Annotated in this window: 20 protein-coding genes; 12 read left to right on the forward strand and 8 right to left on the reverse strand. The window is 50.9% G+C overall.

Annotated features, from left to right (window positions below):
• The 6 genes from P2H89_RS24680 to P2H89_RS24705 all read left to right on the forward strand — a co-directional run bounded on the left by P2H89_RS24680 (position 1) and on the right by P2H89_RS24705 (position 6,590).
• Entirely contained in the window at positions 1-270 is a 270-nt protein-coding gene (locus tag P2H89_RS24680; RefSeq protein WP_275832013.1) for a hypothetical protein, read from the forward strand.
• Positions 263-670: a cytochrome C gene (locus P2H89_RS24685; protein ID WP_275832015.1), complete on the forward strand. Its 408-nt coding sequence runs from the start codon at positions 263-265 to the stop codon at positions 668-670. Before P2H89_RS24680 ends, P2H89_RS24685 begins: the two co-directional genes overlap by 8 nt.
• A 153-nt stretch (positions 671-823) precedes the next feature.
• Complete coding sequence (locus tag P2H89_RS24690) at positions 824-1,711, forward strand: helix-turn-helix domain-containing protein (protein ID WP_275832017.1); 888 nt, start codon at positions 824-826, stop codon at positions 1,709-1,711.
• Between the two features lie 34 nt (positions 1,712-1,745).
• The gene (locus P2H89_RS24695) at positions 1,746-2,795 is read left to right on the forward strand and encodes a sigma-54 dependent transcriptional regulator (protein ID WP_275832019.1); all 1,050 of its coding nucleotides are present in this window, start codon (positions 1,746-1,748) and stop codon (positions 2,793-2,795) included.
• Positions 2,792-5,206 (forward strand): histidine kinase dimerization/phosphoacceptor domain -containing protein, encoded by a 2,415-nt coding sequence (locus P2H89_RS24700; protein WP_275832021.1) that lies wholly within the window; start codon positions 2,792-2,794, stop codon positions 5,204-5,206. The genes P2H89_RS24695 and P2H89_RS24700 overlap by 4 nt, the downstream gene beginning before the upstream one ends.
• Positions 5,187-6,590 (forward strand): sigma-54 dependent transcriptional regulator, encoded by a 1,404-nt coding sequence (locus tag P2H89_RS24705; RefSeq protein ID WP_275832023.1) that lies wholly within the window; start codon positions 5,187-5,189, stop codon positions 6,588-6,590. The genes P2H89_RS24700 and P2H89_RS24705 overlap by 20 nt, the downstream gene beginning before the upstream one ends.
• A gap of 67 nt (positions 6,591-6,657) precedes the next feature.
• Here P2H89_RS24705 and P2H89_RS24710 read toward each other — a convergent pair whose 3' ends face one another.
• The 3 genes from P2H89_RS24710 to P2H89_RS24720 all read right to left on the reverse strand — a co-directional run bounded on the left by P2H89_RS24710 (position 6,658) and on the right by P2H89_RS24720 (position 10,608).
• The gene (locus tag P2H89_RS24710) at positions 6,658-7,431 is read right to left on the reverse strand and encodes a hypothetical protein (protein WP_275832025.1); all 774 of its coding nucleotides are present in this window, start codon (positions 7,429-7,431) and stop codon (positions 6,658-6,660) included.
• A 2-nt stretch (positions 7,432-7,433) separates the two neighbouring features.
• Positions 7,434-8,276 carry an alpha/beta hydrolase gene (locus P2H89_RS24715; protein ID WP_275832027.1) on the reverse strand — a complete coding sequence of 281 codons (843 nt, stop codon included), beginning with the start codon at positions 8,274-8,276 and terminating at the stop codon, positions 7,434-7,436.
• 88 nt (positions 8,277-8,364) lie between these two features.
• On the reverse strand, positions 8,365-10,608 hold the full coding sequence (locus P2H89_RS24720; protein WP_275832029.1) for a TonB-dependent receptor: 2,244 nt from the start codon (positions 10,606-10,608) through the stop codon (positions 8,365-8,367).
• A gap of 194 nt (positions 10,609-10,802) precedes the next feature.
• On the opposite strand from P2H89_RS24720, the gene P2H89_RS24725 reads away from it, so the two are divergent.
• The gene (locus P2H89_RS24725) at positions 10,803-11,588 is read left to right on the forward strand and encodes an MbnP family protein (protein ID WP_275832031.1); all 786 of its coding nucleotides are present in this window, start codon (positions 10,803-10,805) and stop codon (positions 11,586-11,588) included.
• A 2-nt stretch (positions 11,589-11,590) separates the two neighbouring features.
• Positions 11,591-12,673, forward strand: coding sequence for a cytochrome c peroxidase (locus P2H89_RS24730; RefSeq protein WP_275832033.1), 1,083 nt, complete (start codon positions 11,591-11,593; stop codon positions 12,671-12,673).
• Between the two features lie 9 nt (positions 12,674-12,682).
• On the opposite strand, the gene P2H89_RS24735 is transcribed toward P2H89_RS24730, so the two are convergent.
• Positions 12,683-14,314, reverse strand: coding sequence for a hypothetical protein (locus P2H89_RS24735; RefSeq protein WP_275832035.1), 1,632 nt, complete (start codon positions 14,312-14,314; stop codon positions 12,683-12,685).
• Between the two features lie 121 nt (positions 14,315-14,435).
• Complete coding sequence (locus P2H89_RS24740; protein WP_275832037.1) at positions 14,436-14,858, reverse strand: hypothetical protein; 423 nt, start codon at positions 14,856-14,858, stop codon at positions 14,436-14,438.
• 215 nt (positions 14,859-15,073) lie between these two features.
• On the opposite strand from P2H89_RS24740, the gene P2H89_RS24745 reads away from it, so the two are divergent.
• Together P2H89_RS24745 and P2H89_RS24750 are read left to right on the forward strand one after the other, a co-directional pair.
• The gene (locus P2H89_RS24745) at positions 15,074-15,565 is read left to right on the forward strand and encodes a low affinity iron permease family protein (RefSeq protein ID WP_275832040.1); all 492 of its coding nucleotides are present in this window, start codon (positions 15,074-15,076) and stop codon (positions 15,563-15,565) included.
• The gene (locus P2H89_RS24750) at positions 15,558-16,652 is read left to right on the forward strand and encodes a DNA topoisomerase IB (RefSeq protein WP_275832042.1); all 1,095 of its coding nucleotides are present in this window, start codon (positions 15,558-15,560) and stop codon (positions 16,650-16,652) included. The genes P2H89_RS24745 and P2H89_RS24750 overlap by 8 nt, the downstream gene beginning before the upstream one ends.
• Before the next feature lie 6 nt (positions 16,653-16,658).
• Here P2H89_RS24750 and P2H89_RS24755 read toward each other — a convergent pair whose 3' ends face one another.
• Genes P2H89_RS24755 through P2H89_RS24765 form a run of 3 tightly spaced genes read right to left on the reverse strand, consistent with a single transcriptional unit; the run spans position 16,659 to position 22,290 of the window.
• Complete coding sequence (locus P2H89_RS24755; protein ID WP_275832044.1) at positions 16,659-20,426, reverse strand: HAMP domain-containing sensor histidine kinase; 3,768 nt, start codon at positions 20,424-20,426, stop codon at positions 16,659-16,661.
• Positions 20,423-21,205 carry a nucleoside triphosphate pyrophosphohydrolase gene (gene mazG / locus P2H89_RS24760; protein ID WP_275832046.1) on the reverse strand — a complete coding sequence of 261 codons (783 nt, stop codon included), beginning with the start codon at positions 21,203-21,205 and terminating at the stop codon, positions 20,423-20,425. The genes P2H89_RS24755 and mazG overlap by 4 nt, the downstream gene beginning before the upstream one ends.
• A gap of 11 nt (positions 21,206-21,216) precedes the next feature.
• Positions 21,217-22,290, reverse strand: a complete 1,074-nt coding sequence (locus P2H89_RS24765; RefSeq protein ID WP_275832048.1) for a DUF3667 domain-containing protein — start codon at positions 22,288-22,290, stop codon at positions 21,217-21,219.
• 176 nt (positions 22,291-22,466) lie between these two features.
• Here P2H89_RS24765 and P2H89_RS24770 point away from each other — a divergent pair, with 176 nt between their 5' ends.
• Together P2H89_RS24770 and P2H89_RS24775 are read left to right on the forward strand one after the other, a co-directional pair.
• Positions 22,467-23,333: an RHS repeat domain-containing protein gene (locus P2H89_RS24770; RefSeq protein ID WP_275832050.1), complete on the forward strand. Its 867-nt coding sequence runs from the start codon at positions 22,467-22,469 to the stop codon at positions 23,331-23,333.
• Positions 23,334-23,337: 4 nt separating this feature from the next.
• Positions 23,338-24,813, forward strand: coding sequence for a S41 family peptidase (locus P2H89_RS24775; RefSeq protein WP_275832052.1), 1,476 nt, complete (start codon positions 23,338-23,340; stop codon positions 24,811-24,813).
• Positions 24,814-24,816: the final 3 nt, after the last annotated feature.

Raw genomic sequence — 24,816 nt, forward strand, 5'->3', positions numbered from 1 at the left:
ATGAAAAAAAGCCTGTATGCAACACTGGCGCTTCTTGCCATCAACGGCACCAGCCTGGCCTGCGAAGTATGCAGCCGCCAAAGCAGTTGGTGGACCAGGTTTGCCCATGGCACCGCACCTCAATCGCAATGGGACTACGTGATCGTTGCTGCCACCGTCGCCATCGTCGTGATCACTGTATGGAGCATGATCGCCGCGCTGGTGAAACCCGGCGAAAACGCTGCCAACCATATCAAGCAAACCATCTTAAACGAACCTTTGCATGAATGAGAAAAGCACCATCTACCTATTCATCGACGATGAGCCTAACCCGGTAGCAACGGTAAAGTCGCCGGTATGCTTTGAACTCGATACCCGTAAACTGCCCGACGGTACCCATACGCTGAAGATAGTAAGCAAAGACCCAACGGGCAAAGAAGGTATCCGCATCATTCCCTTCACGGTTCGCAACGGGCCGGCCATCGCTGTGGAGGGGATCAGGGATCATGCGATCGTAGACGGCGTGCTGCCGCTCATGATCAATGCCTATGGCAAAGGCGATCAGCAATCCTTTCTCATAGAAGGCAGTGAAACGCCCCGCAGCATCCCATTCTGGGTATGGATACTCATCATTGCCTTCGGCGGATGGGCGCTCTATTACACAGTCCGGTATATCAGCCTGCAGGCATGACCAATTGACCAAATGCTACCAATATTTTGATCAATTATTCATATATGAACAATTATTTCACCCAAAATAAGGCATAATAATCTACATATCAATTAATTAACCAACTGGCACAAAGATTGGCTGTATAAAGGGGAGCACCAAAACCAAAGAGAGATGAACGCAACCAAGATCACGGTACGGCAACCAGCCACCCACGCTACGGCATTCCGCCACGAGTCGAACGATACCGGCTTCGACAACCTGCGCATTCACACCCTCAGCTTCCTGACAGACAGGCACGGTCCACCTCCTTTCAGCAAAGAAAAACTGAGCAGTTATGAAATGCTATGGATCAAGCAGGGAGAAGCCCTCGTTACAGTCGACCTGAGAGACCATGTAATACCCACCAACTGCATGGTATGCCTGGGTCCCGAACAAACACGCAACCTCCATTTTCCTGCCGGTACAGAGGGCTATTACATCCGCTTCTCACCGCAACTGCTCCATCCCATCGAAACTTCTCCCTTCCCCTCCATGCACACCATCGGATGGAATAGTCCATTGATTTTGCATACTGGAGGAATTATGAGTCAGGCCGAAGAAGTATTATTCACCCTTGCGCGGGAACTATGGACACCCGAAGCTATCTTTGAAGATATCATCAAGAGCTATTTCAGGATCTTTATGATCTACCTCAACAAGGGATGTATCGTTAAAGAAGGCAACAACGCATTTACACGCGAAGCAGGATTGATGAGGGAGTTCATGTCTTTGCTCAGGAAGAATTATACCGACAAAAAGAACGTATCCGATTACGCCGGAAAGCTCGGCGTTACACCTGGCTACCTCAGCAGGGTTGTCAAGAAGGTTTCCGGACTGCCAGCCAGCTACCACATCAGGAGTTGCATCATACTCGAAGCCAAACGCATGGCGCAGGAACCGCAGGCCAGCATGAAAGAAATTGCTTATGCATTGGGATTCGAAGACAACGCACATTTCAGTAAATTCTTCAAGAGTTATGCAGGCATGAACTTTACCAGTTACCGCAGGGTAACTTATTAGCGAAAGCAACCATACAACCTAACCAACCAACTATATGGCCAAACGACAACCAGTTAAGCCCGGCCATTCAGTGGATGATCTTCATCCGCCGGAAAAGGGCAGCACTGGAGCAATAACCTATCCCGGCATCATTGGCGCCAGCCCATCGATGCAGCAGGTGTATTCCCTGTTGTCGCAGGTGGCGGCCTCGCACAGCACCGTGCTGCTACTGGGAGAAACGGGTACCGGCAAAGAGCTCATCGCAAGAGCCATTCACCAGCATTCGCCCCGGCGGAACAAAATGCTGGTGAACATCAACTGTGCAGCCCTGCCCGCCAACCTCATCGAAAGTGAATTGTTTGGCCACGAAAAAGGAAGCTTTACCGGCGCCATCGACCGCAGGATCGGCAAGTTCGAACTCGCCAACCTCGGCACCATCTTTCTCGACGAGATCGGCGACATGCCCCCCGACCTGCAGGTAAAGCTGTTGCGTGCCCTGCAGGAAAAAGAGATCGAACGCATCGGCGGCAAAGCCCCCATCAGGACGGATGTACGGGTGATCGCCGCTACCAACCGCAACCTGCACCACGCCATTGAACAAGGCAGGTTCCGGAGCGACCTCTTCTATCGCCTCAACGTATTCCCCATCACGTTACCCCCCCTGCGCGAAAGAAAGGAAGACATTCCCCTGCTGGTGGAACACTTTCTCACCAGGTTTGCCCGTCAGGAAAACACCAGGCTCGCAGCCGGCGTATTGGACCAATTACAACAATGCCACTGGCCCGGCAATGTGCGCGAGCTGGAACACCTCATTGAAAGAAGCATTTTACTCAACGAAGGTTCCCTCATCAAGAAGGTGCCGCTGCCCGGCAGCAGGTCGCGTAACAGCAGCACAGCCACGGCAGAACCCGTGATAAAAACGCTCGAAGAGGTAGAACGCGACCATATCCTGTACGTACTGAGGCGTTGCGGCGGAAAGATATTTGGTGCAGGCGGCGCCGCCGAACTGCTGGGCCTTCATGTATCCACGCTCAATCACCGCATCCGGAAATTAGGTATACAGAAAGAACAGGTATTCACCGTCAAAAAAGAACAAACCAAATGAAGACATGGCTGATCATTTTGACGTTATTGCCCGCGCTGGCCGCCACCGCCCAGAAGGGCGCCGTGGGCACCCGGGAAAAAGAACCTGCGCTTACAACACTCCAGGAAAGAATAACGGCTATCAACATCTACATCAGCAGAAGGCATGTAAATCCCAAAGGGCTCGATACAGCCCTGCAGCTGGCCACAGAAGCGGTAGACATCAGCCAGCAAACCTACGATGCCCACCTGCGGGGACAAGTAAAATACTGGCTGGGGGCTGTATACATGAACCGGGGCGAAACCGGCAAGGCGAAGGAAGTGTTATTGCCGCTATCCAAAGAGTTTGGCAGGTATGGCGATACCTTCTGGCAAGCCTGGTCGCTCTTTTCCTATGTGGCCGGCCTCTCGCCCGATGAAAGTAATTACGAGGAGGTTTGTGCACTCTACACCGAAGCCAGCGACCTGTTCCGTAAACTGAACAACAAGGAAACGGAATACGAGATCCTGTACCGGCGCGCCAACGTACGCCGCTTACAGGGGCGCCAGGCTGAAGCGGAAAAACAACTGCTGGACCTGCTCGTTTCCGCAAAAAAGATCAACGCTCCCTGCCTGCGGAGCATCTATGGCTGCCTGCTCCAGATACACCAAAGCTGGGGCAACTACCATATAGCCCTTTCCTATGCATTTTCATCGATAGAAGAGTTGGGAAAGCTCAAAACACCTGCCCATGATCTCAACCTGTACAACCAGATCGCCTCGCTGTATGGGAGTTTAAAAGATCATGGCAATGAGATGACCTGGCACTGGAAACTGCATGAAGTAGCCAAAAAGGAATTTCACAAGTATGTGCTCATGAACTTCCCCTATTTTATCAGGGGCCTGATCAGGGAAGGGAAAACAAATGAAGCGCTTCAACTGATCAAACAAACAGAACAGCAATTTCCGCCTACAGAACCCTGGCAAAAACTGGCCGTTGCCTACTGTTATGGAGATTGCTACAATGCGCTGCACCAATACGAAACAGCAGAGATGTACTATAAGGCAATGATGGCTAAAGAATATGAGCCGTTCTTCAGACCCGAAAAGAATCAAACCATTGCGCAGTTCTATTTCAATCGCGGGGCATTCGACCAGGCAAGGCCCTATGCGCTATTCAATACCACACTATCTGCCCCTCATATCAACTCCGAAGACAAGATCGGGGCCAACAACCTGATGTACCGCATCGATTCGGCCATGGGCAATTATGCCTCTGCGCTGCAGCACCTCCGCCGCCAGCAGCAAATGAGCGATTCCATCTTTACGGTCGCCAAAGCCCGGGAACTCGCCGAGATCAACATCCGTTACGAAACGGAAAAAAAGGACGATGCCCTCAAATTGAAAGACCGTGATTTGCTATTGCGGGAAAAGGATATAGAAATATTGCGGCGCGATGCCTCCCTGCAGCTCTCGCTCTATGATCAGCGGCAAAAAGATATACAACTGAAACAGCAGAACATCAACATGCTTCAACAGCAGGCCACCATCCAGCAGCTCGCTGCCGAAAAGAAGGACCATGAGCTCACCGGGAAGGAACAACAATTGAATTACCTGAAGCAGCAATCAGCGCTGCAGGCAAGCGACCTGCGTGCGGAAAAACTCATCAAGAATATGACGATCGCGGGCATCATTGTCCTGTTCATCGTCGCCGGTCTCCTGTACCGCTCGTACCGGAGCAAGCAGGCAGCCAACAAACGCATCCAGGAGCAGAACAAAGAGCTTTCACAGTTGCTGGGCGAAAAGGAATGGCTGTTGAAGGAAGTGCACCATCGTGTCAAGAACAACCTGCACACCGTATTGAGCCTGCTCGAATCACAAAGCCGGCATTTGAAGAACGATGCGCTCGCCGCCATCGTGGAAAGCCGTAACCGGGTGTACACCATGTCGCTTATTCATAAGAAACTATACCAGGGTGAAGATGTAGCCTCCATTAACATGAAAGATTACCTCGAAGAACTGCATGTTTACCTCAGCGAATCACTCAACAAAGACCGGCCCATCCGTTTCACGTTGCAGGTGGCCCAGGTAGATCTCGATGTATCGCAGGCGGTGCCTGTGGGGCTCATCGTGAACGAAGCGATTACCAACGCCTTGAAATACGCCTTTCCGCCCGGTCACCCCGATCCGGCCATTCACCTGCAGCTCGATTTGGATGCCCGCAAGCAGGCCACCCTGGTGATCACCGACAACGGGATCGGCATACCGGCCGGCAAGCAGGCCGGCGTGAGCGATGGGCTTGGGCTAAAGCTTATGAAAGGCCTGGCAGGCGATCTCGATGGCTCGCTGCAGTTTGAATCGAAGAATGGTACGCAGGTAACGCTGGCGTTTATCGCCAATACGCCGCTATACAAATCACAGGAGATCGTATTCTATGCAACAACATCCAATTAACGGACAAAATAAGATACTGATCGTAGAAGACCAGTTCATCGAGGCCAACAACCTGCAGGAGATGCTGGAGCAGGCCGGCTATTCCATCAGTGGAATAGCCCGCAGCGTATCGGGCGCCCTCAATATGATCGATATGGACCGGCCCGATATGGTGCTCGTCGATATATTCCTTAAAGGTCCCCTCACAGGAATCGATCTTGCCAAAACACTGCGGCAACGGAACATACCTTTCATCTACCTCTCTGCCAACTCCAATAAACAAACGCTGGATGCCGCCAAAGCCACCCGGCCTTATGGCTTCCTGGTTAAACCTTTCCGGGAAAGCGATGTCATCACTATGATGGACATCGCCAGCTACCTCCATACCAACAGCCTTGAAACGCAGGCCTATGAGGACAAGCAAAAAAGTAGCTCCACCAGCCAGCCGCGCCTGGCAAACATCATCGGCAACAGCGAAAAATTGCGTACCGTACTGCACCAGGTACAACTGGTAGCCCCTACCGATACCTCTGTGCTGGTACTCGGGGAAAGCGGCACAGGCAAGGAAATGATCGCCGACAGCGTACACCAGTTCTCCCGGCGCAAAAGCCAGCCATTGGTAAAAGTCAATTGTGCAGCCCTGCCTTCCGAGTTGATAGACTCGATGCTCTTTGGTCACGAGAAAGGCGCCTTTACCGGCGCCCATGAAAAGAGGATCGGCAAGTTTGAACAGGCGCACGGCGGTACTATCTTCCTTGACGAGATCGGCGAGATATGTCCGCTGTCGCAGGCCAAACTACTACGTGTATTGCAGGAAAAACAGGTAGAGCGCATCGGTGGCAATGAAACCATTCGGGTCAATGTACGCATCATCGCCGCCACCAGCCGTAACCTTGAGCAGGAAGTGGCCAATGGCAAGTTCCGCCTCGATCTCTATTACCGGTTAAACGTGTTTCCGTTGACCGTGCCGTCATTGCGCGAGCGCATGGATGACATACCGCTGCTGGCTGAACATTTTGCACAGGTACATGCCAACAAAACCGGCAAACCTATTAAAGGCATCGAAGAAAAAGCACTGAAGCAATTGCAGCAATACCACTGGCCGGGTAATATCCGGGAATTGGAGCATTGTATAGAGCGGGCGGTACTGCAAAGCGATGGAACTATGATCCGCCAGTTCAAAACACCCGATTCGCCGGCAACAACCCAGCAGGGAACCACCCGGATAAAGACCATGGAAGAAAACGAACGCGAACACATCATCAATGTGCTCAGGGCCTGCGAAGGAAAGATATTTGGAAAAGGGGGCGCAGCAGAAATACTCGGCATGAATGTATCGACCCTCAACTTTCGCATCAAAAAGCTCGGCATCGACAAGGAGAAGATCCTTCGATCGCCTGGTTAAGCAGCGGGCCCGGACACCATCGTACACAATCATCATCCTGATAGCCCCGAACCCGCGCTGCCACCTGTTATTTTACCTGGTAAGGAAGTGCCAGTTTCTTCGACAATACGCTGTACACTTTATACACGCCCAGCATCGGCATTTTACCATCCGCCGAATGGCCTTCACCACCACCCGTGTACAATTGCATATAAACACCCACTGCATCATACTTGAAGTTGGTGTTGAACCGCACCCGGTAATCGGGCACCACTACACGGATCGCCTTGCCTTCAGTCACTATCTGAAAGCCGGGCGAATCCATATACATCGGCATGCCTGGGTTCGTTTTGGGCAACACCACCGATTTATCTTTCGGATCAAACTCTTTCACCGATAAGCCACCCGGTACTCTTTTGTCTTCGACCAGTACCACCCAATGCGGATGCCAGATCACTTTATCATTGCCGTAATTACCATCGCCATCCTCATCCCACAACGGGGTATCATCAAAATCCGCATGCGCCGTCAAGGCCAGTGCAACGATACCTTCAGTTTTGCTGAAGCCGATATCTTCCGAACTAAGCGTAGTTGGGAAAACATATCCATCTACCGGAGCGCCGTTCATTTGACCCGCCGGCTTCGAAACACTACGGCCCGCCTGCCCTTGTACAATGATCTCAAATTCCAGCTGTCCCCATTTCTTGTTGTGGGTTACGCTAGCCGCAGCTATCTTATAATCCACCTCATTGATCTCCGCTTTCGTGGCTTTCGCTTTCGAACAGGAATCACAGAAATTGCCTGCCATAGCGGCGACACCTGCCAGCATAGTAAGGCCCGTTAACATACTTACCTTCTTCATGGTTATTTGTTTTTATTGTTCTCTATGAAAGCATGGATGTAGGAAGCTGCCATAGCGGGATACTGGTGGTGAGGTCCATGACCGGCCCGCGGTATCACCACCACCTGGGTAGTTGGAAGGGCGCGGTTCAGGTCGAACCAGTTCTCCGGCGGAAAGCAAACCTCATGGTCGCCGGAAATAACAAGAATGGGAATAGTTGTTTCCTGCAGCTTTTGACGGCAGTTGTACGGATCCTTAACGAAGTCGGCGACGCCCTTACCATAATATTCCCACAAGGGAGGTTTTACTTTGGTATCACGATCAATGGTTCTGCTATTGATACGGTCATGGCTGGCTTTCGCCAATGTGCGGCTCCGTTCGGAGATCGGCTCGAAGAAAAGAATGACCTCGTGCTCAAAGGTATAATCTTCGATGTAGGCCGTTTGCAGGAAGATCTCTTCTATCGGGTGATTCACCTGACCGGGCGGCTTGGTGCCCATCAATATTGTTTGATGTACCCGTGAAGAAAACTCCGTAGTGACAATCTGTGCCACCATGCCACCAAACGACCAACCGCCCAGCAGAAACTGATCGATCTGCAAGGCATCGGCGAGGTCAATTACATCACGTGCAAAACCCATCATATCGGAATTAACGGTACCCTCGGAGGAGCCCATCCCGGTAGGGTCGAATATATAGACCTCGTAATGCCGGCCGAGTTCATCCAGGAACCCCGGATCCCAATCGTCGAGGTTGCCGCGAAAACGCTGGCACAAGATCATCGGATCGCCATTGCCGATCCTGCGGTAGGCGATCTTCTTATTGTTGATTGCTGCAAAATGTGTCCTTACGGTAGCTGCATTCATATCCATTGCTGTTTAGTACACAAATGTGATCCTAAACAGCGATGATGGCAATGGACGGACTTCGACAGTAATTGTATAATTCCGTTCCCTAAAACAAATACGTGAAACTCAGCTTGGCGAAAAAGGGCGTGCCGGGTGTAAAGTGTATTTCGGAGATGGGAGCAGCTTCATTGTACAACCGGCTTTCGGTATCGAACTGGGTCTCCTTCCATTTCACATCGAAGAGATTCTGAATGGCCAGCCCGATCTCATAACGCTCGCGGTTGTAACCAACAAAAGCATCGGTGATAAAATAGCCGTTCGCCACTACACTATTGTCTTCGTTGGCCGGGCGGTTGCCCATATAACGATAACGCAAAGAAGCGTTGATACCTGGTTTAGTTTTCACCGTAAGTCCCCCGATAGAAGTAAAGCGGGGCGCCAGTGGTAAATAATCTTCTCCCTTAGGCTCATCCACCGCACGACCGTGAGCGTAGTTAAAGTCCACATCTGCATACAACCAGCTCAGGGGTTGATAACGAACCGACAGGTCGGCCCCATATCGACGGCTCCTGCCGCTGGGTTCTACCACGCCTTCATCACCTACATACACAAACTCCTGATCGAGCCAGAGATACCAAACGGCTGCATTCACCAACAGGTTCTTCACAGGCTTTAATACCGTACCCAGGTCGCTGCCATAAGCGGATGGCAGTATGGTGAGGCCGTTTTGCGGCACCACTACCCGGGTATCATTTGAATGAAAGCCCTTGCCGCTGCTCAGGTAGAGCTGCACCGTTGAGCTGGGGTTATAATAAAAGCTCAGCTTCGGGCTTACAATATCCGCCGAGGCTTTTCCTTTTACCGATCCGTTCAATTGATCGGTATACTCATCCTGAAAATAGTCGTAGCGCAGACCCGCGTTGATGCTGAAGCGGGAATTGAATCGGAAGGTTTCACTGACATAGGCCGCCAGGTTGTTCTCGGAGATATCGCCCAGCATCAGGCCATTGGTGAGTATCGTACGATCTTTGGTGCGGGATAGTTCGCTGTTGTGCGTTCTATCCATCCGCACATGGGCGCCCAGTTCGGAAATGATCTGGGTATTGCCGGCAAAGAAGGTTGTATGGTAACTGCCATTATAACCAAACAGGTCGCGTTTTTCCTGTTGACGGATCTGATCGCCATTCACCGGGTCTTCTTTAAAGAAGGTGAAGTTCGAGAACAGCTCGAAGCCATACCTGGAATAATAAACCTGGTTCTTGAGGTAGGCATGGTTATCAAGTGTGGTAGTAAGCTGTGCATTGGCATTGATGCGCGAAGTGTTGCCCCCTTCATGGGGATCGATAGCGCCATACCAACCGATCAGCTTGCTATCTACTGCGCGGTCAGGTACCTGACCGGACGCATCCCATTTGCTTGAAAATACGGACGCCGATACACTGAGGTGGTTGCGCTTATTGAGTGCGCCAAAGTATTTACCAAATACATTGATGCGGTGAAAATCCTGCGGATTATCGAAGTACCCTTTGGTATGCATATACTCCGAAGCGATATAGGCCGATTGATCGTTGGCCCTGGCCTCTTTTCCTAACAGATTGAACATACCTACAGCCCGTGCCGTATTGAACATCCCCCCTTCTACTTTGACGGAGTTATTGGGCAACACGTTCATGGTCTTGAAGTCTACAAAACCCGTCGTCGTGAAATTACCTTTCTCGGCATAGTAGGTGCCTTTCTTGAAAGTCACATTATCGATGAGCTCGGGGATGAGGAAGTGCAGGTCGGCGTAACCCTGACCATGTGCATGGGATACCATGTTCACCGGCATACCATCTACACCGATATTGATATCTGTACCATGATCGATGTCGAAACCGCGCAGGAAGATCTGCTCGGCCTTGCCGCCTCCGGCATGCTGACCAATGAACAAACCGGGTACCATACGCAAAACCTCTTGCGAATTGTTGATACCCCGCAGCTTGATATCAAGTTTGCTGATGGGTTTGAACTGTTCGCCTGCTCCGCTGGAGACCGTTACCTGGCTCAACTCGACAGATGTGGGAGCAAGTGCAATCGAATATTGCAAGCTGGCCAGATCGCCCACCCGTACCCGAAAACGGGCATGTCCGATGGCGGTAACCACCAGCTCGCTGGTTGCCGGAACATTATTAAGGGAAAAACGGCCCCTTTCATCAGAAACAGTCTGCTGGCCGCCCGGCACCAGGGTGATCGTGGCGCCTTCCAATGGCAAGGATGTAGTTTTGTCCTTCACCAGGCCCTCCAGCCGGCCCGACTGGGCAAACAGGACAGCAGTACAACACAGCAGCAGGATCAGCAACAAGGAACGCATGTAGGGCGGTTTGGCGCGAAATAACGACAAAATAGCCAAACAAAGACCGCCTGCGCCGGCCGTTCGTCACCTCCCATAGCCTGTTATCCGGGAAATACACACCGCATTACCAACAGTTCGGGTAATAAAATGCGTTTACCCCTACCCTTTTAACCGGTTCTGATTATTTTTACCGCCATAACCTGGTTACCAACATGCGTTTTACCCGGCATATCCTGTATACCCTTAGCCTGTTCCTCTGTACCGCGTTCGGCGCGGCAGCACAGCTGACGCTGCGGTTCGATCACCGGGCTGCCGGTAAAAAGCTCCTGACCGATACAGTTAGCTACCAAACAGCTGCCGGCGATTCCATCACGATCTCATTATTGCAATACTATATCAGCAACATCGAGCTGCACAAAACCAATGGAGAGAAACTGGTAATCCCCCAGGGGCAAAGCGTTTTCCTCATCCGGCAGTCGGCCAATGATAGCCGGCTCCTGCCCCTCTATGTACCCGCCGGCTCTTACACGGCCATTTCCTTCCTGGTGGGGGTGGACAGCCTCACTTCTACCCTGCCCATCGAATCAAGAACCGGCGTCCTCGATCCCGGCAGCGGGATGGCCAATGGCGAAGGCATGTACTGGACCTGGAACAGCGGATATATCTTCTTTAAAATGGAAGGCACCTCGCCCTCCATTCCACCCGACAAGACCGGCTTTCGCGAATACCAGTACCATATCGGCGGTTATGGCGGCTACAATACCCCCACCATCAACAATATCCGCCGGGTAACCATCCCTTTACCATCCAACGCACCGCTACGGATACGCGACAATAAAAAGAGCATTGTACACATCCGCTTTGAAGCTACCGAGGTTGTAAAGCATATCGATCTTAAACAGCAGCACCATATCATGCTGGCGCCCGAAAGCAGCCATATCGCCGACAACTACGCTGCCGCCTTCAGCTATGGTGGTACGGAATATCCCAACAAATAACCATGAAGAAATTCACCATCCTATATATTATCCTGGGGATACTGCTCACCGCTACCCTTTCCGGTTTTCTGGATTATGATCCCGCGCAACAATGGCACGCCACAGCCGACAGTACCTTTCCGCAACCGGCCAATTTTCCCGCACCGGTATACAAGTTTGCCAACAATAAATATTCGACGATCAAGGTTGAACTGGGCCGTCGCCTCTTCTACGACGGGCAGCTGTCGAAGAATGGCACCATCAGTTGCGGCACCTGTCATATTCAATCTACCGCCTTTTCGCACCATGGGCACCGCCTTAGTCATGGTATTAATGATTCGGTAGGTTCGCGTAACGCGCCGCCTTTACAAAACCTCGCCTGGGCCACCAGCTTTATGTGGGACGGCGGCGTATCCGATCTCGACCTGCAACCCCTGGTGCCCATTAGCAGCCATGTGGAAATGGGCGAATCGATCGACAGTGTTTTATACAAGCTCCGGCGTGATCCCTATTACCCCGCCTACTTCGGCGCAGCTTTCGGCAGCCGCGACATCACCACCGCCCGCCTGATGCAGGCGCTCAGTCAGTTCATGACGGCCATGATCAGTGCCAACAGCAAATACGACCGGGTGATGCGTGGGGAAGGCCCTACCTTTACGCCCGAAGAAGCGCAGGGTTATACCGTCTTTAAGGCGCAATGCGCCAGCTGTCACAAAGAACCTTTCTTTACCGATCACAGCTTCCGCAACAATGGCCTTTATCCTTACAGCGACGACGTGGGCCGTATGACCATCACCACCTTGCCGGCCGACAAATACCGCTTCAAAGTACCCTCCCTGCGCAACATAGCGCTCACAGCACCTTATATGCACGATGGCCGCTTCAAGAACCTCGACTTCGTATTACAGCATTATACCAGCGATGTGCAGTCGACCGATAACCTCGATCCGCTACTCACACAGGCATCGGGCCGCACCGGGCTGACGCTCACCGGCAACGACAAACTGGCATTAAAAGCTTTTCTACACACACTCACCGACTCTTCCTTTATGCGCAACAAAAGCCTGGGGGAAGTGAATATCTGCCCACAGTGTATCCGTTATTGATTACTTAGGCTACTGCTCGATCCCCACAGAGGACTTCACCCCGTTGAAGATCGACTTCCAAACGAGGTTGAACCACGACTTATCCTTATTGCGATCGAAGTGAATGGCTACCCGACGCACCTCGCCGTTTTTGCCGGGGTTCGCATTCTTTACCTGTATATTGGCCAGGGCGCTGGCCAGTTTCTTTTTGGTGAGTGTATTATCGGCAGTATCTTTTTTCAGCAGGGATATCTTGAGATCATCATACAGCAATGTCATTTGTCCGTCGGCCGCATGGTCGTTGCCTGTAATGTTGAAATGGAGGCTACTAATGGTACCATGTTCTACTTTGGCGAGGCCCATTGGCTCCGTCAACTGGTTCACCGTTTCGGCCGGCATACTACCCAAATCCGCTTCCATCGTAAACTTTCCATTGCCCGGATAGAAATTGATCACCGATTTCATGGCTGCCCGGTTCAGGAAACGTGCATTGAACTGCACCCGCATAGGATCTTTGTCCAACAGGCTGGCCTTGCTGGTCAGGTTACTTACCCATATGCTGGCGTCGTGGAACTGTACTTTGCCACTTTTACCACTCTTCGCATTCCGCTCCTTATATTCGATAAAAGCATGTACAAACCTGGCATGGCGGATATTGACCTCATATGGTAATTTCATCAACATCTGCTGCGGGTAGGTCCCTACCCTGTTCTTTCCATCATGCGGGTAAGAAAGGTCGCGGTAAATACGAAGGTTGCTGTTTTTAAGAATCAACGAATCAGCCTCTATTTCTTCACGCAACAGCATAGGGACATTGAGATTGGCCATGGAGATACCCTCAAAATCAATATCGAACCTGTCGTGTGCATACTTGAACTGTTGCAGAAATTTCGCTTCCGGCAAGGTGGGGTCGATCTTAAAACGACTGATGCCCAGGCTGCGGGTACCACTGTTCACTTCAATATTGCGCACTTCGTAATTGTACAGTTTGTTCTTACTGGTCCAACGTGCCTTTTTGCAAAGCACATTTGCCTGCTCGGCAAACAGGATGCGGGTAGTATCCTTGTCGTGCGCACTGTCAACAGCGATGCGGAACAGATCGATCGACACACTGTCGAACATCATCCGGATATCACCCGTCTTCCAATCTTTTGTTACCAACGTCGCATTCACGATGGACAGGGTATCGATCTTGATCATGGTGAGGTTGCCCAATACCTGCCTGTATACTTCTTTATCTGGCACCGTCTTCAAAGAATCTTTTCCTTTGCCGGTGAAATACAGCTCGATGCGGGGTGATTGGATCAATACCTTTCGCCCATCGATCGCACTGTTCAACAAAGCCTTAGGCGTTTTTACGCCAGCCACCACGAGCTCAGGAATATCGAGCTTGACCAATACCGAAGGCTCGTCCTCGGTGCCTTTCAAGGCGTTGTAGACATTCGAATCGGGCTGCAGGTAAATATTCTTTGCCGTCAGGTTACCGGCTACTTCATCGACCTCAAAGCTGCCGGTAGACATGCTGTACAGGTTATTGGTTTTATCGGCTACCGTTTCCTTCACCGTCGATCGTACAATTCCACGCTTATGGATATTCCAGTAAACGATCCCTCCCGCCAGCAACAGCAACACGATAGATATAATGACCGTCTTTTTCGACATAACTTTTTCTTTAGTGGTTTGATGGGCGCAATAAAAAAAGCGGTCCAACCAGTAAGTATAGACCGCATCACTTTCTTAGGGTAGCAATAAGTTGTTTTCGCAGGGTGCCCTATTTGTCTATTTAGCAGGCCAGCGCATAGAAATTGATCTGGCCATCTTCACGTTTCTTATAGTATACAGTTTCTGTCATTTTCACTCTCAACAAGGTTAAATTGTTGTTGCCGGTCAGCTCCTCGATGTCATGATCGAGGGCAGCGGCCGATCCGGGTTGAGGCTGCGGCATGATGCGACTGGCAATGCCCGTCACTTTCATATAAATACCTTTCACTTTATCGATGTATTTCACGGATACGGGGAATTTATCCGCGTCTACCGGCAGTTCGTCGGCACAGCAGCACCAGAGGTATTGGTTGGCGTCTACGAAGACGGTCTCTACCAGGAAACGTTCCTGTGTGTCCGAATCATTCAATTTGAGGGCGCCGAAAAAGGTTCTTTCGATGAATCGCTTTACGAACTTCAGGTTGTCTGGCAGGATAAAGTGCATATAGGTTGTTTTTAGTAGTAATGATTATGCATGGATATTTTCAAACGGTATGCCCGATGCCAAGGCGGCATTTTCCTGTAGAATTAGTTACCCATGTACAGCCTAACATTAAAGCGGGGTTAATAACGCACCTAAACTGTGGAATTTAAAGGCGGATAGTGGAGGCTGCTGGCCTGCTTTTTAATAGACTATTCCCGAACTCAACTATACCCACTATGGCAACGAAACGCTCCCGGGCAAATAAGGACCTTAAAACTGCCCGCCTTTTTAATAAGATCAGCGCCAAACTCACCCATGCGTCCGGCAGTCCCCTGGCCTCCATCCTGGCCCTGGCACTCATCGTCGGGTGGGCGATCAGTGGCCCGCTCTTTGGATTCTCCGATACCTGGCAACTGGTCATCAACACGACCACCACGATCATCACCTTTTTGATGGTGTTTATCATACAACAAACGCAGAACAAAGACACCATCGCTATTCACATGAAGCTGAATGAATTGATCGCCTGTCACGAGAAAGCCAGCAACCGGCTGGTAGACATCGAAGACCTTACTGAAGAAGAATTGAACGTGATCAAAAAGTATTACACGAAACTATCCAGGCTCGCAGAAAAGGAAAAAGACCTGCATAGTTCACATTCATTAGACGAAGCCGATGAAAACCACGAGCAAAAATCGAAAAGCACCAAAAAAGGATTACATGCGTAATAGCATGCAAAACTTTGCCCGGATGAACCACCGGGAGATGCTGGCCATTGACCAGGATTATCAGCAGGCTGCCAAAGTAGCTTCGCTCATCTATGTATCGGATGAAATGCCTGGTATCCTACGCATGAAGAAAGGAAAAGGATTCTCCTTTTCTTTCCGCAATAAAAGGTTGGACGACAAGGAACAACTGAAGCGTATCCGTAAACTGGCAATCCCGCCGGCCTGGAAAGCCGTATGGATCTGCCCGCTGGAGAACGGTCACCTGCAGGCCACGGGTAAAGATGTGCGCAACCGTAAACAATACCGCTATCACGCCGACTGGGAGGTGGTACGCAATGAAACCAAGTTCCATCGCCTGTATGAATTTGGCAAGGCCTTGCCGGCGCTGCGCGGGCAGATCGAAAAAGACATCAGCCACAAAGAGCTGTGTGAGGAAAAGGTGCTGGCAACGGTCGTAAGCCTGATGGAGCGCACTTATATTCGTCCCGGCAGTTCCAGCTACGAAAAACTCTACGGCTCCTATGGGCTCACCACGCTGAAAGACAAACATGTAGCCATCAATGGTCACTCGATCCAGTTCAGTTTCCGGGGTAAAAAAGGGGTCAACCACACTATTTCGGTACGCAATAAGCGACTGGCCCGCATTGTACAGGCCTGCCGTGATATACCCGGCAAGGAGTTGTTCCAGTATTATGATGAAGGGGGACAGCGTAAGAGTATCGACTCGGGCATGGTCAACAACTATATCAAGCAGGCTACCGGCTTCGGGTTCAGCGCTAAGGACTTCCGCACCTGGGCCGGCACACTCAACATATTGCGCAGCTTTCACCACATTGGAGAAGCCCTGTCGGACGCAGAAAAGAAAAAGAAAGTGGTGGAGGCGCTCGACGAAGTGAGTATACAATTGGGCAATACGCGCACCGTATGCAGAAAATACTATGTGCATCCCGGCATCATCCGCCTGTATGAAGAAGATAAGTTGCAACAATACCTGAAGGAGCTGGACGCCCTGGAAGAGCCCGACGATAAGACGGGCCACACCGCCGACGAGAAAGTATTGATGAAGTTGTTGAAGTCGCTGCAGTAGGCATCCCTAATTCATCGCCCGTAGCAACGGTATCTTCACATAGAAGGTGGTGCCTTCTCCTTCCTTCGTTTCGAACCATATATCGCCTTTAGCCTGCTCTACAATGCTTTTGCTCATCGCCAGGCCAAGCCCGGTTCCGCTCGACTTGGTCGTGAAGTTGGGCGTAAAGATCTTCGACTGGGTGATCTCGGGAATTCCGCCGCCATTGTCGGAAATACTGATGGTAATGTATTCGCCGTTCAGTTCTTCATTCATGCGAATGATGTGCATGGGCTTCTCTTCACTCGCTTCGAGGGCATTCTGCATGAGGTTGGTGAACAGGCGGTTCAATTGTGTTTTATCGGCAAAAAGCAGCACCTTGTGCGGCACCGGCTCCCAATGGAAGTCCAAGTTCTCCGTAGCTTCGTATAAGGATGTAAGAGAATAAATGAGCTCGTGCAGGTCAAATACTTCGTTACGCGGGTTGCCGATATTGGCAAACTGCGAGAAGTCGGACGCGATCTTCGACAGGTGATCGATCTGCTCGATGAGGGTACGCGCCACGCTGGCCGTCATCTCCTTCACGTTGGGCGAATTATCATCGATCGCTTTCTGCAGGTATTGAATACTGAGCTTCATCGGCGTGAGCGGGTTCTTGATCTCGTGTGCTACCTGCCGGGCCATCTGGCGCCAGGCCCCTTCCCGTTCGCTCTTGGCGAGGGTTTCGGCACTTTCGTCCAGCTTTCGCACCATCTTGTTGTATTCGGTCACCAGCACACCGATCTCATCGTTGCGGTGCCAGTTGATCTCCTGGTTGGCCTTACCGAGGTTGATATCGCGCAGCTTTTGCGTGATGAGGGTAAAGGAAGAAGTAATGCGGTTGGTGATGAAAAGGGCAATAGCTCCTGCCACCAAAAAGATGAATGCGTTCAGGTTGATGATCGTTACCAGGAAGTAAGATATCTCCTGCGTCAGCTCCACTTCGGCGCTATAGGATGGAACGTTCAGGTAGGCCACGGCATTGCCATCATCGTCGCGTACCGGCGCATAAATGCTCAGGTAATCGACCTTACCCACTTTTTCATCGGTCACCGTTTGCACCTGCCGCAGGTTGTGCAGGCGGAAGTAAGCCAGCGGGTTCATCTTTTCACTCAATACACCGCGGTAATAGATATCCGGATTGGAAGTTACTTTCAGATCACCCAACGTATCGTACAGGTTCACATCCATGCCATGGATATCCGAAATATCGCGCATTAGTTGCTCTACCTCGTCGCTGAAGCCGGGTTCGTACAACATGACACTTTCGTTGAAGGTGGCAAATCCTTCCAGCTTTTTCTCTACCTCGTTCACCATGATCTGGATGGCGCGGGTAAGGCGGTCCTGGTTGTTGCGGTGATAGCGGTTGATGATGAAGATTACGTTGGCCACACCGATCACGACAAACAGCAACAGGCTGATCATGATGATCGTGCTATGTATCTGCGAACGGATGCTCAGTTCCCAATATTGGCGGAAAGAGGTCTTGTGCAGCCTTCTGCGCATCACGAAAGCCACGATGCGGTAAAAGGCGAGCAGGAAGAGGAAGGTACTGAACAGGTAGGCAAAGAGTGTTATGGACTCGATGAAAGAGTTGTTCTTCTTGGCTACCACCACCACTTTATCGGGCGTACCGCGGTACCATAGTTCCTCGTATCCATCTTGCTTTTCGATAGTAAACTCATCCTTCAGCGACTGCTTGTTGAGGTAAGTGGGGAATGCATAATCATTGTAATGATTCACCAGTTTCAAACTATCATAAATAGCATAGGCATATACCGGCGAATACTCGGGTGTACGTTCCCTGGTTTGCTTGAAGAGCTCGGGCACCAGGGCCTCGCTCTTGTAACGTTTGGGGTCCGACAGGACGAAGAAATAGCCCACCGGCGCGCCGCTGGTATCTACCACTTCCTTGCGGAATATATAGGAGAACTTATCGTAGGAGCGCTCGAAGTAACGCAGATCGGGCACCAGGGTACCTTTCGACTGGTTACGGAAGATCGTATTGAGGGTATCGAAGGAACCCGGCTCTGTATTGAACAGGGGGTTCATGTCCTTATCGAAGGTAAACACCCACGAGTCGTATTTATTGGCATAACCGATAAAGCTCCGGTTGCTGATGCTGTCTTTTAGCTTTGCGTTCTCTTCTTGTTTGTAGAACCGGGAGAAATTGGGCTCCAGGAAATTATTATCGAGATAGGCAAGGGCAATACTCAATAACCGCTCGTTGGAGGGGTCGGCCTGGGTAGCCAGTTTCTCGGCAAAGCGCTTGCGTTGCTCAAACTCGATCTTGCTGTTTTCGAACAGGATCACGGCCGACATCGAAAAGGAGAAAACGAACAGCCAGAACAGCACTTCCGACACATTGAGGTTATATTTCAGCCCGGCAAAGATGTTTTGCCGCATCAGCCACATGAACAACAGCATCCACAGCAAGGCATACAGGTTCAGCTCAACCATGGCGTTGTTACGCTGGAACGAGAGGAACAGCAGCCCGAGAAAAGCGGCAATGATGTACACGGCATAGCTACGTCCGGCGATCATCTTACCGGCGACGGTCAGGAAGATCTGCGCCAGCAGGAAATACGTGAGCCCCAGGGTGGCCATTACGGCAAAACCCACAAAGCTGAACGATTCAACCAGGCTGAAAAAATTGGTGACGTTGAAGGATATCTTGGCATCCGACACGAGGGTCTGCAGAATATCGGCCAGGGTAAAGGTACACACCACCAGCAGCGCTAATGCGCCGGCCATGGCCAGCCAGTTCTTCCAGGCATCGACAAAGGGCTTGATGGTCGACGTGTTGAGCCGGCGGTTGATGAAAATGACCATCCAGCAGAGCAGCAGCGAGTTGATGAGCAGGTCGCCCAGCGAACTCAATACCAGGCTCGACCCGTAGATGTAAGGATCGAACAATTCAAACTGCCGCAGGTCGAGCACATGCGGGAAGAAATAGGTCGACAACCTGATCAGCAACAGCATCAGCACCAGAAAGGAGGCGCCAAACCACAAGCCAAAACGGCGGCTGATCTCATCGGCCTTTTGCTGCAGGTACAGGAACAGCAGGAAGATGCCGGTGATCACCAGCAGAATGGACCATATATTGTGCTGCTGCAGGTGTTCGTTGATGCGCTGGAGGTAAAACAGGGTATTGCCCTGCATACTCTTCACCGCGTAGGGAGTTGGCACCGCCGAGATATCCACGCGGGATACCGCTTCGGCATAACCGGCGAATTCCTTTTTCAGGTTTTCATTCTCTACAAAGTATTTCCACACCACGGGTATGAGGCCCTGTATGGTGAGGTGGCGGTCGTTGCCAATGGTTACCTGCCGGCTGGTGTATACATACTGGCCATTGCGCAGTTTGATCAGCCGGCTGGTATCGAGTGTATTGGAAAAGTGGAAACCCGGCAAAATGTTTTGGGTATTCCAGAAAGCCAGGTGGGGTGTGGCAGCCGAATCATGGGCATGCTCATAAATGAAAAAATCGTATCCTTTTTTGGTATCCAGGAGGCGCTCGAGCTTTTGTTCGTCGTAGCGCTTATCAACCAGCATTTCGAGCAGGGAAGTATCTGCCGCCAGGTCCGAAAAGTCTTGTTCTTTTTCCTGTATCCTTTTTTCGATGAGGTTTACGTAGTACCGGGCAGTGGTGGTGCCAATCACGTATTTGTTGAGGATGAAGGCGATGCCAAACAGACCGAGGGCGGCCAACAGATAAATGTGCTTAACGAGCCAGGTTTTCAGCAACTGCTTCAAGTGCCGGGGTTTTGTTTTTTAATGCTGTTCCAGATGGCGTCCATCTCGGCGAGCGACATGTCGGCCAGCGACTTGCCGTCACTTGTGGCCTGTTGTTCCATGCGGGTAAAACGGCTGATAAACTTCTTGTTTGTTCTTTCCAGCGCATTTTCAGCATCTATCTGCAAAAACCGTGCGTAATTGACCAGCGAAAACAGCAGGTCGCCAAACTCCAGCTCTATCTCCTCCTGGTTATTGGCGGTTACGGCTTCCTGCAGCTCGTCCATTTCCTCCTTTACTTTGTCCCAAACCTGCTCGCGGGCATCCCATTCAAAACCAACCTGTTTGGCCTTTTCCTGCAGGCGCGTGGCTTTCACCACGGCGGGCAGCGAAACGGGTACGCCGCTCAGCACGGAGGTTTTACCCTCCTTCAGTTTGAGCTTTTCCCAGTTCTGCTTCACTTCTTCGTCGTCTTTTACCTGGATATCGCCATAGATGTGCGGGTGGCGTGATACCAGTTTATCAGAAATGCCGTGAAGGGCTTCTTCGAGGGTAAACTTACCTTGCTCGGACCCTATTTTGGCATAAAAGAGCATGTGCAGCATCAGGTCGCCGATCTCTTCTTTGATCCCTTTCCAGTCGGTATCGGTAATGGAGTCGGCCAGTTCGTAGGTTTCCTCGATGGTCATTTGCCGCAGGGTATGGATGGTTTGTTTCCTGTCCCACGGGCACTTTTCCCGCAATTCATCCATGATCGTCACCAGCCGTACGAACGCGTCTGCTACCTGATTCTTTTCCATACATCGATATTTTACATCTTCACTACCGTGATGGTAAAGAAGAAAATGAACAATATAAGCAGGGCGAAGAAGGCCATCACGTTGAGCAGGAAGAACTTCAGGATCGTCATCCCCCTGCTTTGCCCATAGAACTTTCGCATGGCTTTATACGCGTAGTAAGTTCCGCCCAGCAAAAGTAGGGCTTCAAACCATCCGATCCACCCCTGGTGTGTTTTGAGGCGCAATTCCATGACCGAGAAGTACAGGAGCAGGAAAATAAAGGTGAATATGTAGAGGTATATGAAAAAGATACCGTGCTCTACATAGTAGATCTGTTTGTGCCGGAAGTACAGGAGCTTCATGAAGAAGGCATACAGCGGCAGCGAAATGAACAGCATATAGGGGAAGGTATGCATGAAAGCATCGATGATATCGGTCCAGAAAGCACGTTCATCGTCCTTATACCGGCCAGCCAGTTCGATGTTCCGCTTGGCGGCAAGGCGCGACCACCAGCCATCCCTTTCAGCTTCGGGCAAAGCCGCCTGGGCCGAATCGTAGGCCGCTACCGTTTTATAGTGGCTGCTGGCCTCATCCCAGGAGATGTTTTTGCGCGCTTTGTTCTTTTTCTTGTTCCATTTCTTCATATTGGTGTGCCCGTCCGAAACGCTGTCGATGAAGTTGGCCAGACTATCTTCTTCTGCTTTAGCAATACTGTCTTCGCGGGCTTTTTCCGCTTTGATCCGGTTGGCGATATTGCCAAACTTGCCCATGATCACGGCAGAGTCTTCTGCATTATTCACATTGGCGAGCAGAAAATCCTGTGCTTGCGAGAGCTGCTTTACGGAGTCGATGACTTTAGCTGGCTGATCATCCATGAAGGAGCCATTGATCATCTTTTTGGGCTTAAAGAGCGAAAAGAAGATCAGAAAGAACAGGGCGGAGCTGAAAACATACATCCGGATGGGATGCAGGTAGCTGGCGCGGCGCCCTTTGATGTACTCGGCAGGGAGGAAGCCGGGTTTGGTGATCAATAATTTGGTGGTACTGAAAAACTTACCGTCGAAGTGGGTAATATCGTAAAAAAAGTGGCTTACAAGGCCCCACACAGTCTCTTTTGGCTCGATATTCTCTTGTCCGCAAATGTGGCAATATCTTCCGTTCAGTTCAGCATTACAGTTTAAGCAGATTTTCTCGTGACGTTCTTTGGAATGGGACACCGGGTGATTTTTGGTTAAAAATAAGGAAAGACAGTATTTTAGAGAAAAATTTGGATATCCACCATATGGAAAACAGCTATTCTATCGTTAGCAGCAGCATGAGAACAATGATCCTGATCGGTACCCTCAGCATGGCGGCTATTGGCGCAAAGGCACAGCACTATTACAATGACCTGGTGGTCACGGGCGAACAGATGAAGAAACGGGCCATATGGGCTCAGGCGAAAGTGAAGGCAGTGCGCTTCAACAGTCTTGACGGCAACAACCAGCCGATCGAAGGCTTCAAATGTGAACAAAATGTAAAGAATAACACGACCGAGATCACGACCGAAACGACGACCTCCCTCACCGGTACCAGCACAAATATCGCTTATTATAATACGGCGGGCCAGCTCATCAAAACCGTCGATACGGCCGATGGCAACAAAACGGAGATCACCTATACCTACGATGCCAGTAACCGAATTGTGGACATACTCAGTCTGGCCAAATCGCCTGGCAACTATGTGAGCCGCGAGCAGCACCGCTGGTTTTACGATGCGGCCGGCAAGCCGGTAAAGATGCAGAAGATCAAAAACAGCACCGATACCACTTTTGTGACGATCGTGCCCGACGACAAGGGCAATCCTGGCGAAGAGAAATTGGTGCGCCAGGGACAATCCCTCCCCTCCTACTATTATTACTACGACGACAAGAATCACCTGACGGATATCGTGCGGTACAATAACCGCGTTAAGAAACTGCTGCCCGATTATATCTTCGAATATGATGAGCAGGACAGGATGGCCAGTATGCTGGTAACGATCGAGGGTACGGGCGATTACCAGAAATGGCATTACTCGTACGACGCCAAAGGCCTCAAGATCCTCGACGCCTGTTTCTCCAAAACCAGGGTACTGATCGGTAAGGTAGAATACAAGTACCAGTTTTAACAGCATGCGGCGGCTTCTCCTGATATTGGCGGCCAGTTGTTGCGTGGCGGGCAGTGCTACCGCGCAGGGGCAACGGCTATCTGCCGGCAAAACAGCGTACCTGGCCGACTATGACCTCTACCGCACCATACTCGAAAAGGCACATGCCGGTTTATACAAATACCACACGAAGAAACAGGTGGATAGTGTATTCAACCATTACCGGCGGCGGATAGATGCTTCCATTACCCTGCTGGATTATTACGCTTACTTATCATCGATCCTGTCTTATACCGGCAGCCTGCACGACGATGTATCGTTGCCGGAAAATTACCTCGATCAATTAAAGGCACCCGCAGTCTATTTCCCCTATCCGCTCAAATGGGTGGGCGGACAATTGCTGGTGAATATCGACGGGCAGGAAATTCCTGCCGGGGCGGCAATCGTTGCCATCGATGGGGAGCCTATCAAGAACATATTACCACGACTGTACAAGTATTATACAACCGATGGCCACAACATCAGCGGCAAGCTGACGGGCATTGCCAACAGTTTTCCGCTGTACTACCGGTATGAGTTTGGGCCGAGGCGTAGTTTTAAGGTAAGTTACCTGCCCTACGGAGCCAGGCAGGTGCAGCATATTAGTTTGACGCCTGCTACCTATGCCGAATATACCGGGCTGCGCAAACAGCGGCATTCTCTCCCTCTCGATACACTAGCTGATCGTCGTTACAGTTTTCAGCTGATCGATCGATTGTCGACAGCGATTCTTACTGTCAATACGTTTTCACTGGGTGGTCCGCAGTCGGAAAAACATGCGGCCTACAAAAGATTTCTGCGGGAATGCTTTACGACACTGCAATCAAAAGGAGTGAAACACCTGGTGGTTGACATACGCAGGAATGGTGGCGGCAGCGATCCCAATGATCTGCTCACGTTCTCGTACCTGGCGCGTCATCCATTTAAAGAGAACCGGGAAGCATATACCTTGTTCCAGCAGGTTCCTTTCAAGCAATACTATTACACGGACGATAGTACAGAAGTGGCCGACCTGGAAGCCAATTTCCGGGAAGAGCACAACCAGCTGCGTGGCGGAAAGTATTATCAGGATCCTGCTTTCAATAAGATTTGGCAGCCGGATAGTCTGGCCTTTCAAGGAAAAGTTTATTTGTTGATCAGTCCGGCCGTAGCCTCGGCAGCCTCGCTGTTTGCGAGCATGGTAAAAAGTGAGGGGTACGCCACGGTGATCGGTGAAGAAAGCATGGGTGGTTATTATGGGCATACGGGGCACAATAAGGTGGCTTATCAGTTGCCGCTTACCCGCATTGACTTTTCCTTTTCGGTCGTTGATTTGTTGCAATACGTGCAGCCTACACCAGGCATCCGTTTTGGCGACGGCATCATTCCCGACACGATCGTATTCCCCTCGCAAAAGGATTTCCTGGCCAATGAAGATAATGTATTGCAATACACCCTGGATTTGATCTCCCACCAGCCTTAAAAA

The organism is Paraflavitalea sp. CAU 1676 (assembly GCF_029223285.1).
In the GTDB taxonomy this organism is placed as follows: domain Bacteria; phylum Bacteroidota; class Bacteroidia; order Chitinophagales; family Chitinophagaceae; genus Paraflavitalea.